Below are 13,956 nucleotides of genomic sequence, written 5' to 3'. Positions count from 1 at the left end.
CTTGCACCAACGACATCATGCGCCGCTGGCTTCGCTTGTAGGCTCTCCCAGCGCTCGCTAATAGTCGAAGCCTAAAAGGTTGGGGGAGGATTCGTCGTGACGCTGGCGGAGCAGCAGCAATATCGGCTGGGTGTGATCTATGTGGCGTTTTCGGCGCTGGCCTGGTCGACGTCCGGTCTGTTCGTGCGCTTGATTCACGCCGATCTGATGACCATCCTCTTCTGTCGGGGCATCGTCTCCGGCCTCGGCGTCTTTACGCTGTTTTTCTATATCGAGCGCGGCAGGGCCTGGCGCATTCTTCGCTCCATGCGTTGGCCGTCGCTGGCAGCAACGGTGTTTTCCACCGCCTCCATGATCAGCGGCATCGGCTCGATCTATTACACCTCCGTCGCCGATGCGATGGTCATCTATGCGACGGTGCCCTTCGTTACCGCCGGCGTCGCCTATGTCTTCATCAAGGAGCGTCCAAGCATGGCGACGCTCGTCGCCAGCGCCGTGGCACTCCTCGGCGTGATCGTCATGCTCTCCGGTGAGGCGGTTGGCAGCGGTGGTTGGCTCGGCAAGGTCCTGGCCGGCGTCATGACGTTCACAGTTGCCGGTCTCGCCGTCGTCATGCGCCAGCACCGGGACGTGCCAATGCTGCCGGCGATGGCCTTGTCTGCCTGGCTCTGCTCCTTCATCACCTTCTGGTTCGCGTCGCCGACGATGGTGTCGGGACATGATCTCGGCCTGATCATCGCCTTCGGCATCGTCCAGAACGCCATGGGTCTTAGCCTTTATACCTTCGGTTCGCGGCTGATACCGGCAGCCGATGCCAGCCTGCTGACATCGCTCGAAGTGCCGCTGACGCCGCTGTGGGTGTGGATGTTCCTCGCGGAACGGCCGTCGCAGGCGACGTTGATCGGCGGCCCGATCGTGCTTGCTGCGCTCTTCGGCCATATCCTGCTGGAAGTGCGGCGAAACCGGGCGGTAGAGCCGGCGGAGGCGCTCTAAAGCGCGTGTCGTTATCGCAGCCGCTGCACTCTTTTGCGCGACATGCTCTAAGCGGCTTGCCCGGCTGACGGTGAAATGCTGAAATCGGCGCGACCATAGGGAACCGATGCCGATGAAGAAAACGTTCAATCCGCCCTCCGTTCGCGGCCCCTTCGGCAACTATAATCACGGGCTGCTCGTACCGCCGGGCGCATGCCTGCTGGTCACCTCCGGCCAACTCGGCATCGGCCTCGACGACGGCATTCCACCAGACATCACCAGCCAGGCGGAACTCTGCTTCGAGGCGATCAAGGCGATTCTCGATGAGGCGGGCATGAGCTTTGCCGACGTCATCCGCATTTCCGGCTTCGTTACCAAACGCGAGGATTTCCCAGCCTATATGGCCGTGCGCGACCGCTACACGCTTGATCCGAAGCCGGCCTCCACGCTGATCATCGTCAACGGGTTTACGCGGCCGGAGTTTTTGGTGGAGGTCGAGGTGACCGCGGCGAAGGTGATGTGAGTGAATGTCTTCGCTGCGAAGCGTGGCTCTGTCGACTGCGCCGGTCAGAACCGCTCCATTTCCCGTTTCACCCTTTCCAGAAACCGCTTTCTCGTCTCGTCGGTGGAGCGGTTCATGTCGTAATGGGCGAGGAAGACTACCGGGGCGAAAGGTTTGATCATGGCGCGGAGCATGCGCTTGACGATTTTCTTCGGCGGGTTGCCGACGATGAAGGCGCGGAAGGGATCGGCGCCGTAGGTCATCACAGCTCCGAGCTTGCGGATATGCCGCAGTTTCGAGGTCACCTTGCCGTTCACCAGCTCAAACGTGACACCCGGCAGCCAGACGCGGTCGAAATAGCCTTTCAGGATCGCGGGAAAGCCGAAGTTCCAGACCGGCGTGACGATGACAAGCGCTTCTGCCCATTGCAGGCGATCGACATAGGGTTTCACGGCCTCGGTGTTCTCCGGATAGTCGTGATAGATCATCCTATCGTGGCGCGACATTACGGGGTCGAAGCCCTCTGCGTAGAGATTGCAGTCGTCGACCTCATGGCCGGCCGCTTTCAGGCTCTCGATCGTCTGCCGATGTAGGGCTGCGCCGTAGCTTTCCTCGACCGGATGCGAATGGAGGACGAGAACCCTCATGAGGCCTCCATCAGCGCCGCAAGACCGGGGAAGAGATAGTTCTGGCCGGCCGTGAAATCGAAGTCGGGATTGTCCCAGGCGATCATCTTGCCGGGGTTCAGCAGGCCTTTCGGATCGGTCTCCTTCTTGAAGGCGAGCTGGACGGTATCCGTCTGCTTCATGCCGCCTTCTTCCAGCGTGTAGCGATGCGGATTGAAGATCGGGCAGCCGTGATCCTGATGGATGCGGATGATCTCTTCCAGCCGCGCCTCCGACGTGTAGCGCACCAGCGGCAGGCCGGAGCACTGGATCTGGCCGTCGAACTTGATGAATTCGAGATGGCCCGGCACTTCGTCGCCGAAGATCTCGACCATCTTCTGGACCTTGGCGACGTGATCCGGGCTGGGATACTGTACCTGTAGATAGGTTATGGTCGGGTCGATCTTGATGGCGCGCAACGTCGTGTGGTTCCAGGCGAGTTCATAGGCATGCGGAATGCCCTTCATGCTCTCGACTTTGTCGGAGCGGAAGGTGATCTCGCCCTTCTGCTGGCTAGCGAAGGCCAGGAACGGGTCCATGGAATGCGGCGCGATCATCAGCGCCACGATCGATTGGCCCTGGCGGATATAGGGCTTGTGGCGGGCGAAATATTCGTAAGGGATGGGTGCCGCAATCGGCGCGATCTCCTTGACCAGGATGCCGTTGCATTTGGCGAGCGCGTCCGAGAAGCGCACGGCATCCATGAAATCGTCGTAGCCGACCAGCACGTCCACCCAGTCATAGGCCGGGGCGAGCGGCATTTCGATCTCGGTGATGATGCCGTTGGTGCCGTAGGCGTGGCTGACCTTAGTCAGGTCCCAGCCGGTGAGGTCGAGCACGCGCGGCTCGGCTTCCATGGTGACGACGCGTAGTCGCAGGATATTGCCGATATCGCGCAATCCACCCCAGGTGATCGAGCCGACGCCGCCGGAGCCGCCGGCGATGAAGCCGCCGATGGTCGCCGTCTGCGCCGTGGAGGGGTGGAAGCGCAGCTCCTGGCCGGAATGCGCCTTGGTTTGGCGGTCGAGTTCGGCGATGACGATGCCCGGTTCGCAGATAACGCGGCCCGGATGGATTTCCTTGATCTTGTTCATGGCCGCGAGGTTCAGCACGATGCCGCCGGAGAGCGGCATGGCCTGGCCGTAATTGCCAGTGCCGGCGCCGCGCGGGGTGACCGGCACATCATGGGCATAGGCGACCTTCAGCGTTCGGATAACCTCTTCCTCGGTCTTCGGTGTGACAACGAGGTCGGCGATGACATTGTCGAGCTGTGCCTTCAGGATTGGCGAATACCAGTAGAAATCGCGGCTCTTCTGGCGCACCAGCGCCGGATTGTCTTCGACGGCGATGCCTTCGAGTTCTTTCTTGATGAGCTGATAATCCGGCATGTCACGCTCCAATAACGGTATCGAGTTCGCGGTAGTCCGGCAGGCTGCGGTCGATCACTTTGCCTTTGCGAAGGACGACGCGGTCGGACTGCGGACGGGAGAGGAATTCGCTCCAGCGTCTGGCGCTGAAGAGGACGAGATCGGCAGGGCCGCCCACGACGATACGGCCAATATCGGGGCGGCCGAGAATATCGGCAGGCGAGGTGGTGACGACGCGGGCAGCCGTATCCAGCGGATGATCGAGATGCAGGATGCGGACTGCCTCGCGGAAGACTTCGACGGGGTCGAGGTCGCCGTAGGCGTAGAAGGGATCGCGTGTGTTGTCGGAGGCAACGGCGGTTGGCACGCCGGCGGCTGCCAGCTCATGGAATAGGGTGACTCCGCGCCAGCGGGGCGTCCGGCCCGCATGGCGGTCCTGCAAATACATGTTGCACATCGGCAAGGAAACGACGGAGATCCCGGCTTTGGCGACAAGGTCGATAGTGGCGGCGGCAACATCCTCATCCTGGCGGGAAAGCGAGCAGCAATGGCCGGCGGTGACCTTGCCGGTGAAGCCGTTGCGCAGTACGGCCTCGGCAATCGCCTTCAGCGTCAGCACCTGCTTGTCCTCTGTTTCGTCGACATGCAGGTCGATATCGAGGCCGTTGTCCATCGCGGCGCGGATCAGCTTGTCAAGCTGACGGTCAATATCGGGGCTCATCTGCGTGACGCCGCCGATGAGGCCGCCGGCATCGCGGATGACCATCAGGAGATCGGCGAAGAACGCGTCCTCCGCCATGGCATCGAGTGGGAAAAGGGCGACGGCCTGCAGCGCGATCTTGTCTTTCCAGGCCTCGCGCACCTCCGAGAACACCTCGAAGGAAATGCGGTGCTGCGGCGCCAGCGAGTCGAGATGCGTGCGGATCAAGCTGGTGCCGTGGGCATAGGCCGAGCGCAGCGAAAATTCCATGCGCTTCCTGACATCGGCAGCCGACCAGTTGGCTTCGCGGTCGGCGCGCACGGCGTCGAGAGCGCCCACGAAACTGCCGTCCGGATTGGCGCGGCGCTCCCAAATATGGCCCTTGTCGATATGGGTATGCATATCGGCGAAGGTCGGCCAGACCATGCCGTCCCTCACGTCGGCCTTGGCGAATTCTGCCGGCGCGCTGTCCGCCGGCAGGATATCCTTGATGAGGCCGTCCGCAACGACGATGTCGGCCTTGACAAGACCTTCGCTTGCCTGACCGGTAAACCCGACGAGCGTCACGGCGGGGACGGTGGCGTTGCTCAGCACGAAGCGCGCGGCGTTCGGCGGGGACATGAAGGAATAGGACATCAGTTTTCCCGCTTGAGGCTGCTTTCGTGCCAGCGATGCAGGCTCAGCCATGAGATGAACGAGGTGAGGGCGAAGATGGCGACGCCGAGTGCCGAAAGCAGCAGCAGGGCGGCGAACAGGCGCGGCATGTTCTGACGATATTGCGCTTCGAGCAGGCGGAAGGCGAGGCCGGAATTGGGACCGCCGGAGCCTGCGGCGAATTCCGCGACCACGGAGGCGATCAGCGACAGGCCGCCGCCAATCCTGAGGCCCGTCATGAAATAGGGCTGGGCTGCCGGTAGCTTCAGATGCCACAGCGTCTGCCAGCGCGAGGCGCCATAGAGATCGAAGAGATTCAGGAGGTTATGGTCGACGCTCTTCAGTCCCTGCACCATGTTTGAGAGGATTGGAAAGAAGGCGACGAGGAAGCCGCAGATCAGCAGCGCGGCTTCGCGGGTCGGCGCATAGATCAGGATCAGCGGCGCGATCGCCACGATCGGCGTTACCTGTAGGATGACGGCCAGCGGATAGAAGGCGAGTTCGATCCAGCGCGATTGCACGAGGAAGATCGCAATGCCGACGCCGCCGATCAGCGCCAGCGCCAGCGAGATGAAGGTGATCTCGGTCGTTACCCAGAGCGCCGGCGAGAGGATGCCCCAATCGGACACCAGCGCTTTCGCGACGGCGAGAGGGCTTGGCAGAATATATTGCGGAATGCTGGCGCCGACGACGAGAAGCTGCCAGAGGACGACCAAGACGAAGACGGTCAGCAGCGGTACGAAAATTCCGAGGAGTCGCTCGGTAATTCCCGCGCGCACGGCCGATTCCGCCGGCTTTTCGGTCGTCTCTGCGGAGAGGTTGGCGGGCAGGCTGGTGCTGTCGCTCATCAATGGGCCTCCAGCCAACCAATGGCCTCGATCAGGGAGCGAGACACTTTTTCACAAACCTGTCGGTATTCCTCGGAAGACCGGTAGAGAATGTCGCGTTCGCTGCGGGTATCCAGTGGAAAGTCGGCGTGGACACGGCCAGGGCGCGCCTTCATCACGACGATGCGGTTTGAGAGATAGGCGGACTCGTAGACGGAATGGGTGACGAAGATCACCGTGATACCGGTGGACTTCCACAGCCGCAGCACATCGTCGTTGAGCTTTTGGCGAGTGATCTCGTCGAGGGCCGCAAAGGGCTCGTCCATCAGCAGCAGCTTCGGCTTGGTGACCAGCGCGCGGGCAATGGAAACGCGCATCTTCATGCCGCCGGATAATTCGCGCGGATAGGCGTCGGCAAAATCCTGCAGGCCGACTGTCGCCAATGTTCCCATGATCTGCTCGTACGCCGCCACTTTGGAAACGCCGCGCAGTTTCAATGGCAGGTGGACATTGCCGAAGACCGTCTTCCAGGGCAGGAGTGTCGGCTCCTGGAAGACGAAACCGATATCGCCCTCCGGCAGGCCCTTGGAGTTGATGCGTGAACTCGGCCAGTCGATCGTGCCGCTGGAAGCTCCGCCGAGGCCCGCGATGATGCGCAGCGCCGTCGACTTGCCGCAGCCGGAGGGACCGAGCAGGCTGATGAACTCGCCGCTTTGAACGTTCATCGACATGCCGGAGAGCGCCAGCGTGCCGTTGGAGAAGACTTTGGAGACTTGCTCCATGACGACCAGCGGCCGCTTGTGCGCTTCTGTCGAGGAGACAGCGGTTGCATTGGGTATGCTCATAGTTCGGCTCTCTGTCGATGTCAGCAATCGGCTTTGGAGCAAGAATTGACCCTCACCCTAACCCTCTCCCGCAAGCGGGGAGAGGGCTGCTCTGCTTGCCGTCACTTCTTCAGCGTCATCCCGACGCCCTTGCAGGCGAATTGCGGGTCAAAAGCTTTCTTGTAGTCCGTATCGGCGGTAAACACCTTGATCTGCACCATTTCGTCGAAGAATTTCTTATAGTGCGCGTCGGTGATGCAGCCGATACCCTTGTCCAGCGCGTCGCCGGATTCGACGATGCCGTATTCCTTCATCTTGGCGATGGAATAGGCGATCTGGCCATCCGTCATATCGGGATTGTCTTTCTTGATCAGATCGTTGGCCGCTTTGTTGTCGCCGTAGAGATAGTTGTACCAGCCTTCGATCGAGGCGCTGACGAAACGCTGCACGAGGTCGGGGTTCTTTTGAACGAGCGATGTCTGCGTGGTGATCATCGTCGAATAGGGCGAATAGCCGTTGTCAGCGAGGAGGAAGACCTTCGGTTCCCAGCCGGTCTGCCTCTGGATTTCATAGGGTTCCGAGGTCAAATAGCCTTGCTGCGCCGATTGCTTGTCGGCCAGGAACGGCGCCGGGCTGAAATTGTAAGGCTTGTATTGCTCGTCCTTGAAGCCCGGGAAATTCGCTTTCATCCATTCGAAGAACGTGACGTAGCCGTCCTTGCCGAGGAAGATCGTCGGCAGCTTGGCGAGGTCCTCGAATTTGTCGACGCCGGCGTCCGGATGGGCGATCAGCACCTGCGGGTCCTTCTGGAAGATGGCGGCAACGTCGACAATCGGGATGCCTTGTTTGACCGCATCGATTTCCTGCTGCGGGCTGCCCATATAGAAGTCGATCTTGCCGGAAATCAGCAGCGCCTGGTTGGCAGCGTTCGGGCCACCCTGGACGATTTCAACATCCAGGCCGTATTTTTTGTAGGTTCCGTCGGCGATCGCCTGATAGAAGCCGCCATGTTCCGCCTCGGCCAGCCAGTTGGTTCCATAGGTCACTTTGTCGAGGGCGTTTGCCGGCAGAGCAGCGGCGACGGCGGCCACCAAGCCCATGACGGCGAGAAATGCTTTGGTCTTCAATGCATTGGACATGGCCGGTTGTTCCCCTTATCTGCCATGGGACGCCACCAGCGACGCCCATTTTCCGCATTTGAGCGATTGCGTTGCGCTTTGAAAAGCATCAAAATTCGTGCGCATTGATGCCTTTTAGGCATCTCAGCCTGCGCCCGTGCCTAAATTGTGCGGCCTGGGCAAAATTTATGCAATGGGGATGCGAATGCTGCACTCGAGGCGACTTCTTTATATCAACGAGATCGCCCGCTGCGGTTCGATCCGCAAGGCGGCGGCGAGGCTCAATGTGGCATCCTCGGCGATCAACAGGCAGATCCTGGCGCTGGAAGAAGAGATGGGAGCGCCGCTGTTCGAACGGTTGCCGCGTGGGCTCAGGCTGACGGCGGCAGGCGAGCTCTGCATCGAGCATATCCGCGAGGTGCTGAAGAACTACGACCGGCTGGAGGGGCGCATCCGCAGTCTCAAGATGCAGCAGGCCGGCAAGGTCAGGATCGTCACGACGGTCGGGCTCGCCTCCGGACCTTTGCCGGAGATCATCGCGCGTTTCCTGTCGGAACATCCACGCGTCTTCATCCAATTGCGCAACGATGCCGGCTCCACGACCATGGCGCCGGTGCTGTCAGGCGAAGTCGATATCGGCCTGGGTTTCAACATCCCGGCGACACCCGGCATCCGTTCGCTCGGCAATTTCGACATTCCGATCGGCGTCGTGCTGCCGCCGGGGCATCCGCTGATCGGACCTGGGCCGATCAATCTCGCCGATGTCGTGGAAGAGCGGCTGCTGCTGGCGCAGCCGGGCACCAGCCTGCGCGAGATCATCAATCTGACGCTGGCGCGGCTATCGGTGCAGGTCGAGCCGGTGCTGGAAAGCAACGCGTCGGAGATGCTGAAGCAACTGGTCAAATGCGGGGCAGGGCTGACGCTGTTGAACCCGCTCGACGTCATCGCCGAATGCCGGCGCGGCGAACTGGTGTTCCGGCCGATCGCCGAGCCGCATTCGCGGCATCAGCCGATGAAGCTCTTTGCCCGCACGCGCGCGCCGCTCGATGCGGCGACCAGCCTGTTCGTGGAATATCTGCTCGCCGAACTGGCCGGCCTGGTGGAGGAACTGCAGGCCAAGGGACATATTCTGGCGGTGCCGGAACGCCGCCGGCCGGACGCCTATTTCGAATAGAGGTTCGACAGGGGATAGTCCCGGAGATCGCGCAGCAATTCAATGAAGCCCTGCACCTGATGACGGCAGATGAGGGAGCCCTTTTCCGCCGTGCCGTTGGCGGCATTGCCGACGACGCCGTTCGGATTGAGATCGTGGGCGATCCAGGCGAGCGAATGCGGCGGCAGCGGCTGCAGATAGTTGGACTGCTCCTTCATCCATTCCGCCTTGGAGACGAAATTCTCGGCCTTGTCCATGCGGACCAGTTCGGGGCGGAAATGCAGCATCAGCGAGGTCTCTACGTCGCCGCCATGGATGCCATAGCGCTGTTCATGGTCGCTGATCATGCCGTCCGGCGTGCCGAAGCGTGTCCATTGCGTGGCAACGACCGCCATCTGGTGGCGTACGCGCAATTCGCGCGCAACGATGCCCATGATATCGAGATTGCCGCCATGGGAATTAACGATAACCATCTTGCGGAGGCCGGCTTCGGCAACCTTGGCGCCGATCGCCGTCCAGACGGGGATCAGCAGTTCCGCGCCGAGTGAGAGCGTGCCGGGGCCGTAGATATGTTCGTTGGCCTTGCCGATTTCCTGGGTTGGCAACACCAGGAAGTCGAGATCGTCAGGACGCTGCGCCTTCAGTTCAGCCAGCATGCCGTTGGCAATAGCCACGTCGGTGGCGATCGGCAGATGCGGGCCGTGCTGCTCGGTCGAGGCGATCGGCAGAACGGCAATGGTGGTGTCGGGCGAGAGACCGGCGAAATCGTAGGTCGTCAGTTCGTTCCAATAGAAGGGCTTCGCCATCGCCATTTCCTCTCATGCGCTTCTCTTCCGTAACGGATAAGGCAAGGATGATAGCGGGGGAAAGCATCAATTTGCGGGCGTGCCGCTGCCTTTTTGTGTGCACCTGCGATGATGGCCGCCGTGCGTGGCGAACCTGGCGTGCGGTGGGAGGAGAGAGGCGCGAAACGCAGGGAGGAATTGTTTTTCTTTTTGTATATAGATTTTATAGAGAACTTATTGCTCCCTAAGTAGGGTTTCCGAGAAACATCCTTGCTTGAGGCAAACGTCTCGACCCACTAGGTTTGCCAGGGTCCGGCACAAACGGTGGGGATGATGGGAATGAACATGAAAACGTCCGTGGCGATCGAGAAGGCGGTACCCGTCGCCGATCCCGATGTGGTCAAATCCGAGTTCCGCAACGCCATGGCGCGGATGGCGGCGGCCGTCAGCATCGTGACGACCGATGGGCCGGCGGGACTTGCCGGTTTTGCCGCGACCGCCGTCTGCAGCGTCTCCGACAGTCCGCCGACGCTGCTTGTCTGCCTCAATCGCACCGCTTCGGTTCATCCTGCTGTCACGCAAAACGGCGTGCTTTGCGTCAATGTGCTTTCCGAGGGGCATCAGGACCTGTCGCGTCTCTTCGGCGGCAAGACGCCGGTAGCGGAGCGTTTTGCCGCCGCCGCATGGTCGGAACTGTCGACCGGTTCGCCAGCATTGGAGGATGCGCTCGTCTCGTTCGACTGCCGCATCGTGCACCGCGCCAATGGCGGCACGCACGATATTCTGATGTGCGAAGTCGATGCCATCCGTCTGCGCGACGGAGGGCAGGGGCTCATTTATTTCGACCGGGCCTATCATCCGGCCGGATAGGCCGGATCAGCAAGAGGTCTTCGATTACCTTGATGACCAGGGCGGGATGTTCACGATGCGGCGAATGTCCGGTGTCCGGCAAAATATGGAATGATCCGCGCCCAGCCGCGATCCGACGTGGATGGGCAAGTGAACCATATTCATCCCGGTCGCCGTGAATGGCAATCACCGGACAACCCAGTTTCTCAAGTGCGGCATCGAGGTTCCATTCGGCGAATTCCGGAGCCAACCAGGTTTCGATCCACGCGCGCAGCACCCAATCAGCTTTCTCACCGTGATATTTGGCGAGCCGGGCAATATTGTCGACCGACGCAAATTCCTGTTGCGAGGTCCTAATACCCTGCACGGTTCTATCTTCCACGAAAGCCTGGGCGGCGATGGTAATCACGGCATTGCAGCCGGCAAACCTGGCCCCCGTTTCCACCGCCATGCCGCCACCCACGCTATGCCCACAGGCGATAAATTCCCCAACCGCCAATTGCTCGCACAGGAGGGGAACGAAGCGTTCCGCTTCCTGGGCAATGAAGTCTCGCTCCAAAATGTCCGTACGAGCATCGGAACGACCAAAGCCCAATCGATCATAGGCGATCACACGTCGGCCGAGAGAACGAGCCAATAACTGCGGGAAATCTTTCCAGAGTGCGACGCATCCGAGAGAGTCGTGAAACAGGATGATCGGAGATTTGAAATTCAGATCGCGCGGCGCCCATGATTTGGCATAGAGGCGCCCGGCGGGGCTCTCTATCCAGTACTCTGCTTCCACGATTTCTGTCATTTTTCCAGCCTACCTGGAGAGTAGGGATTCAAGCCAGAATGTGGCGCAGAATACCAGCCGAAGCGATTGCGATCAGCACCGTGGGAAGCACCGGTAGTCGGGTCGCCGCCAACATCGTGAGCGCGAGGGTGATGAGATCGGCTGGCCGTCCGGTGGCGAAGCCTGGCGCGATGACCGTGATCAATACGCAACCCGGGGCGTTCTCCATTACAGTCCGCAAACGGGGACTTAGCGTGCGGTTGCGCAAGAAGACGTATCCTCCGATACGCGTCAGATAGGTGACCGCCGCCATGCAGATGATGGCAATAACAAATGAAGGATCAAACATCGGTCCGTGCCAGCAGAAATGCAGAGAATACACCGGAGACAGCCCCGGCGGGAACATACCAAGCCCCAGGAAACACCAGGTATGTGGTTGCGGCGACAAGCAAACTGACCAGCCAGGGAAGTGCCGCCTTTGCGCCTTTCCACATTCCGGCCAGCATTACGAAAAATACCGCGGGGAATGCCATGTCAAAGCCATATCGTGTGACATCGCCAAGAACAGGTCCGACGAATGCTCCTATCGTCGTGAAGATGACCCAACTGAAATAGAGGCCGAGAGCGACGCCGAAGAAATAACCGAGACTCAAGGTCGTATTCGACTTTTTTGCGTCGGCGAGACCTATTGCCCAGCTTTCATCACACATGAAGAACAGCGCCATGAACGCCTTTTTCTTCGACAGATGCAGAATAAAGGGAGCTAGCGCCGCGCCCATCAGGAGGTGGCGGCTGTTGACCAGAAACGTGATGGCGACAATGAGGAGAACGTGCGGAGGAGACGTCCAAAGCTCGACAGCCGCGAACTCCGATCCGCCACCGAAGTTCAGCCCCGTCATCAAGGGCACTTCCCCGAGACTGAACCCTTTAGCGGTCGCCCTTGCCCCGAGCACCAGTGCAAAAGGCACGAAGCCCAACATCACCGGTATCGAATCCTTGAGGCCTCGCCATCCTTCCGAGCGTGCCTGCGACCGGACGCTGACATCACCTGAAACGCAGTCCGTCACCTGCACAACCTCTTCTCGTCTTAAATTGCCAACACCTTGCGCGACACAGGAGGGAGATAATAGCGCGACACAGGAGGGAGATAATAGCGCAGTCGTCTGCGATTTTGGTTGCGTTTTGCGGCTGAAATCGTCAAAAATTGGCATCTTATGCCAAGAATTGCGTATTTCCCGGCGGAAAACTCCAATGAAACTTGATTCCTTAGATCGCGCGATACTCCGCGTCCTGCAGCAGGATGGGAAAATCCAGAACACCGAGTTGGCTGCAAAGGTGGGACTGTCTCCGTCTCCATGTCTAAGGCGAGTCAAATTGTTGGAAGAGGCCGGTATCATCAAGCAATATGTCGCCATCCTGGACCCCGCAAAGCTCGATATGGGCTTTACGGTTTTTGTGCGAATATGGCTTTCAAGTCAGGACGAAGAGACAACGACAGCTTTCTATGAGGCGGCCGAAAAGCTTCCGCAGGTGGTCGAGTGCCACCTCATGGCGGGCGACTGCGATTTCCTCCTTCGGGTCGTAGCATCGGATTTGGAGGGATACAGACGGTTCCAGATGGAGCATCTTGGCCGTATCAAGGGGGTCAGAAACATCAAGACCGAAATTCCGATGCAGAAAATCAAGCAGTCGTGGCAAGTGCCAATCTGATGCCGCGGTATCGATTTCCGGCAAGGAGCCGCCTATGGCGGCATCGGCTCAATAGTTTTCCTGATACCATTCGACGAAACGGCGCACGCCTTCTTCGACTTCGATCTGCGGCTTGAAGCCGGTCAGCGCCACCAGTAGGTCCGGCACGGCATAGGTATTGTGCACGTCGCCGGGCTGCATCGGCAGCATGTGCCGGATCGCCTTCTTGCCGAGCATCGCTTCGATGGTCTCAACAAAGGTCATCAGCCCGACCGGCTGGCCGCCGCCGATATTGACGACGCGGAAGGGTGCGTGTTTCGACAGCGTATCGGTGACCGTTTCGGAAACGACGCGGTTTTCCTCTGAGGGCACGACGCCGATAAGGCGGACAATGCCTTCGACGAGATCGTCAATATAGGTGAAATCGCGGCTCATCTTGCCTTCGCCGTAGATCTCGATCGGCCGGTCGTTCCTGATGGCATCGACGAACTTGAACAATGCCATATCGGGACGGCCCCAGGGACCGTAGACGGTGAAGAAACGGAAGGCGGTCGTCGGAATGCGGAAGAGGTGGGCATAGCTATGCGCCATCAGCTCCATGCTCTTCTTCGTCGCCGCATAGATCGTCATCTGCTCGTCGGCCTTGTCGCTTTCCGCGAAGGGGATCTTCTCGTTGGCGCCGTAGACCGAGGAGGTGGAGGCAAGCAGCAAGTGTTTCGGCTGCAGGCTTTTCGCCAGCTCCAACACGTTGAACGAACCGGTGACGTTGGAATCCACGTAGGAGCGCGGATTTTCCAGGCTGTAACGCACGCCTGCCTGTGCGGCGAGATGGACGATGACGTCAGGTTCCGCCAGTTCCGCCGCGTGATCCAGCGCCGCCTTGTCTTCCAGCATGCCTGTGACGGCCTTGAAACCGTTGGAGCGGGCGAGGATGGCGGTGCGCTTCTCCTTGAGCTTGACGTCGTAATAGGGCGTCATGCCGTCGAAGCCGACGACGAAATGACCTTCGTCGAGCAGGCGCTTGGCAAGATGGAATCCGATGAAGCCGGCGGTGCCGGTGATGAGATAACGCATTG

General features: G+C 60.1%; 16 protein-coding genes. 5 read left to right on the top strand and 11 right to left on the bottom strand.

Annotated elements, in window-relative coordinates; translation table 11 throughout:
• The first annotated feature begins 96 nt into the window (after window positions 1-96).
• Together QA648_RS11815 and QA648_RS11810 are read left to right on the top strand one after the other, a co-directional pair.
• On the top strand, window positions 97-993 hold the full coding sequence (locus tag QA648_RS11815; protein WP_283047075.1) for a DMT family transporter: 897 nt from the start codon (window positions 97-99) through the stop codon (window positions 991-993).
• Between the two features lie 112 nt (window positions 994-1,105).
• Complete coding sequence (locus QA648_RS11810) at window positions 1,106-1,495, top strand: RidA family protein (protein ID WP_283047073.1); 390 nt, start codon at window positions 1,106-1,108, stop codon at window positions 1,493-1,495.
• A gap of 44 nt (window positions 1,496-1,539) precedes the next feature.
• Here QA648_RS11810 and QA648_RS11805 read toward each other — a convergent pair whose 3' ends face one another.
• The 6 genes from QA648_RS11805 to QA648_RS11780 all read right to left on the bottom strand — a co-directional run bounded on the left by QA648_RS11805 (window position 1,540) and on the right by QA648_RS11780 (window position 7,650).
• On the bottom strand, window positions 1,540-2,121 hold the full coding sequence (locus QA648_RS11805) for an NAD(P)H-dependent oxidoreductase (protein WP_283047072.1): 582 nt from the start codon (window positions 2,119-2,121) through the stop codon (window positions 1,540-1,542).
• Window positions 2,118-3,527 carry an FAD-binding oxidoreductase gene (locus tag QA648_RS11800; RefSeq protein ID WP_283047069.1) on the bottom strand — a complete coding sequence of 470 codons (1,410 nt, stop codon included), beginning with the start codon at window positions 3,525-3,527 and terminating at the stop codon, window positions 2,118-2,120. Before QA648_RS11800 ends, QA648_RS11805 begins: the two co-directional genes overlap by 4 nt.
• Before the next feature lies 1 nt (window position 3,528).
• Entirely contained in the window at window positions 3,529-4,842 is a 1,314-nt protein-coding gene (locus tag QA648_RS11795; RefSeq protein ID WP_283047068.1) for a cytosine deaminase, read from the bottom strand.
• Entirely contained in the window at window positions 4,842-5,708 is an 867-nt protein-coding gene (locus QA648_RS11790) for an ABC transporter permease (protein WP_104824042.1), read from the bottom strand. Before QA648_RS11790 ends, QA648_RS11795 begins: the two co-directional genes overlap by 1 nt.
• The gene (locus QA648_RS11785) at window positions 5,708-6,532 is read right to left on the bottom strand and encodes an ABC transporter ATP-binding protein (protein ID WP_283047066.1); all 825 of its coding nucleotides are present in this window, start codon (window positions 6,530-6,532) and stop codon (window positions 5,708-5,710) included. Before QA648_RS11785 ends, QA648_RS11790 begins: the two co-directional genes overlap by 1 nt.
• 101 nt (window positions 6,533-6,633) lie before the next feature.
• Entirely contained in the window at window positions 6,634-7,650 is a 1,017-nt protein-coding gene (locus tag QA648_RS11780) for an ABC transporter substrate-binding protein (RefSeq protein WP_283047064.1), read from the bottom strand.
• 184 nt (window positions 7,651-7,834) lie between these two features.
• Here QA648_RS11780 and QA648_RS11775 point away from each other — a divergent pair, with 184 nt between their 5' ends.
• Window positions 7,835-8,803 (top strand): LysR substrate-binding domain-containing protein, encoded by a 969-nt coding sequence (locus QA648_RS11775; protein ID WP_283047063.1) that lies wholly within the window; start codon window positions 7,835-7,837, stop codon window positions 8,801-8,803.
• On the opposite strand, the gene QA648_RS11770 is transcribed toward QA648_RS11775, so the two are convergent.
• Window positions 8,791-9,588, bottom strand: coding sequence for a creatininase family protein (locus QA648_RS11770; protein ID WP_104824038.1), 798 nt, complete (start codon window positions 9,586-9,588; stop codon window positions 8,791-8,793). The genes QA648_RS11775 and QA648_RS11770 overlap by 13 nt on opposite strands.
• Window positions 9,589-9,906: 318 nt before the next feature.
• Between QA648_RS11770 and QA648_RS11765 the strand changes: the two genes are divergently transcribed.
• Window positions 9,907-10,437 carry a flavin reductase gene (locus QA648_RS11765; protein ID WP_104824037.1) on the top strand — a complete coding sequence of 177 codons (531 nt, stop codon included), beginning with the start codon at window positions 9,907-9,909 and terminating at the stop codon, window positions 10,435-10,437.
• Here QA648_RS11765 and QA648_RS11760 read toward each other — a convergent pair.
• Genes QA648_RS11760 through QA648_RS11750 form a run of 3 tightly spaced genes read right to left on the bottom strand, consistent with a single transcriptional unit; the run spans window position 10,400 to window position 12,171 of the window.
• Window positions 10,400-11,212, bottom strand: coding sequence for an alpha/beta hydrolase (locus tag QA648_RS11760; RefSeq protein WP_283047062.1), 813 nt, complete (start codon window positions 11,210-11,212; stop codon window positions 10,400-10,402). The genes QA648_RS11765 and QA648_RS11760 overlap by 38 nt on opposite strands.
• A 28-nt stretch (window positions 11,213-11,240) precedes the next feature.
• Window positions 11,241-11,540, bottom strand: coding sequence for an AzlD family protein (locus QA648_RS11755; RefSeq protein WP_283047060.1), 300 nt, complete (start codon window positions 11,538-11,540; stop codon window positions 11,241-11,243).
• Window positions 11,533-12,171, bottom strand: a complete 639-nt coding sequence (locus tag QA648_RS11750) for an AzlC family ABC transporter permease (RefSeq protein ID WP_199773582.1) — start codon at window positions 12,169-12,171, stop codon at window positions 11,533-11,535. The genes QA648_RS11755 and QA648_RS11750 overlap by 8 nt, the downstream gene beginning before the upstream one ends.
• A gap of 271 nt (window positions 12,172-12,442) precedes the next feature.
• Between QA648_RS11750 and QA648_RS11745 the strand changes: the two genes are divergently transcribed.
• On the top strand, window positions 12,443-12,901 hold the full coding sequence (locus tag QA648_RS11745; protein ID WP_104824033.1) for an Lrp/AsnC family transcriptional regulator: 459 nt from the start codon (window positions 12,443-12,445) through the stop codon (window positions 12,899-12,901).
• 48 nt (window positions 12,902-12,949) lie between these two features.
• Here QA648_RS11745 and QA648_RS11740 read toward each other — a convergent pair whose 3' ends face one another.
• Window positions 12,950-13,954, bottom strand: a complete 1,005-nt coding sequence (locus QA648_RS11740; RefSeq protein ID WP_283047059.1) for an NAD-dependent epimerase — start codon at window positions 13,952-13,954, stop codon at window positions 12,950-12,952.
• Window positions 13,955-13,956: the final 2 nt, after the last annotated feature.

This window comes from Rhizobium sp. CB3171 (assembly GCF_029714265.1).
Classification (GTDB): domain Bacteria; phylum Pseudomonadota; class Alphaproteobacteria; order Rhizobiales; family Rhizobiaceae; genus Rhizobium.
Note: the sequence above shows the minus strand (reverse complement) of the source record. Positions and strands in the feature narration are given on the sequence as shown.

Excerpts from the sequence above, each read along its gene's own strand:
- QA648_RS11755 (WP_283047060.1), bottom strand. The coding sequence starts at position 11,540 with ATGTTTGATCCTTCATTTGTTATTGCCATCATCTGCATGGCGGCGGTC.
- QA648_RS11790 (WP_104824042.1), bottom strand. The coding sequence starts at position 5,708 with ATGAGCGACAGCACCAGCCTGCCCGCCAACCTCTCCGCAGAGACGACC.
- QA648_RS11760 (WP_283047062.1), bottom strand. The coding sequence starts at position 11,212 with ATGACAGAAATCGTGGAAGCAGAGTACTGGATAGAGAGCCCCGCCGGG.
- QA648_RS11795 (WP_283047068.1), bottom strand. The coding sequence starts at position 4,842 with ATGTCCTATTCCTTCATGTCCCCGCCGAACGCCGCGCGCTTCGTGCTG.
- QA648_RS11770 (WP_104824038.1), bottom strand. The coding sequence starts at position 9,588 with ATGGCGAAGCCCTTCTATTGGAACGAACTGACGACCTACGATTTCGCC.
- QA648_RS11805 (WP_283047072.1), bottom strand. The coding sequence starts at position 2,121 with ATGAGGGTTCTCGTCCTCCATTCGCATCCGGTCGAGGAAAGCTACGGC.
- QA648_RS11775 (WP_283047063.1), top strand. The coding sequence starts at position 7,835 with ATGCTGCACTCGAGGCGACTTCTTTATATCAACGAGATCGCCCGCTGC.
- QA648_RS11765 (WP_104824037.1), top strand. The coding sequence starts at position 9,907 with ATGAACATGAAAACGTCCGTGGCGATCGAGAAGGCGGTACCCGTCGCC.
- QA648_RS11785 (WP_283047066.1), bottom strand. The coding sequence starts at position 6,532 with ATGAGCATACCCAATGCAACCGCTGTCTCCTCGACAGAAGCGCACAAG.
- QA648_RS11800 (WP_283047069.1), bottom strand. The coding sequence starts at position 3,527 with ATGCCGGATTATCAGCTCATCAAGAAAGAACTCGAAGGCATCGCCGTC.
- QA648_RS11810 (WP_283047073.1), top strand. The coding sequence starts at position 1,106 with ATGAAGAAAACGTTCAATCCGCCCTCCGTTCGCGGCCCCTTCGGCAAC.
- QA648_RS11780 (WP_283047064.1), bottom strand. The coding sequence starts at position 7,650 with ATGTCCAATGCATTGAAGACCAAAGCATTTCTCGCCGTCATGGGCTTG.
- QA648_RS11750 (WP_199773582.1), bottom strand. The coding sequence starts at position 12,171 with ATGTTGGGCTTCGTGCCTTTTGCACTGGTGCTCGGGGCAAGGGCGACC.
- QA648_RS11740 (WP_283047059.1), bottom strand. The coding sequence starts at position 13,954 with ATGCGTTATCTCATCACCGGCACCGCCGGCTTCATCGGATTCCATCTT.
- QA648_RS11745 (WP_104824033.1), top strand. The coding sequence starts at position 12,443 with ATGAAACTTGATTCCTTAGATCGCGCGATACTCCGCGTCCTGCAGCAG.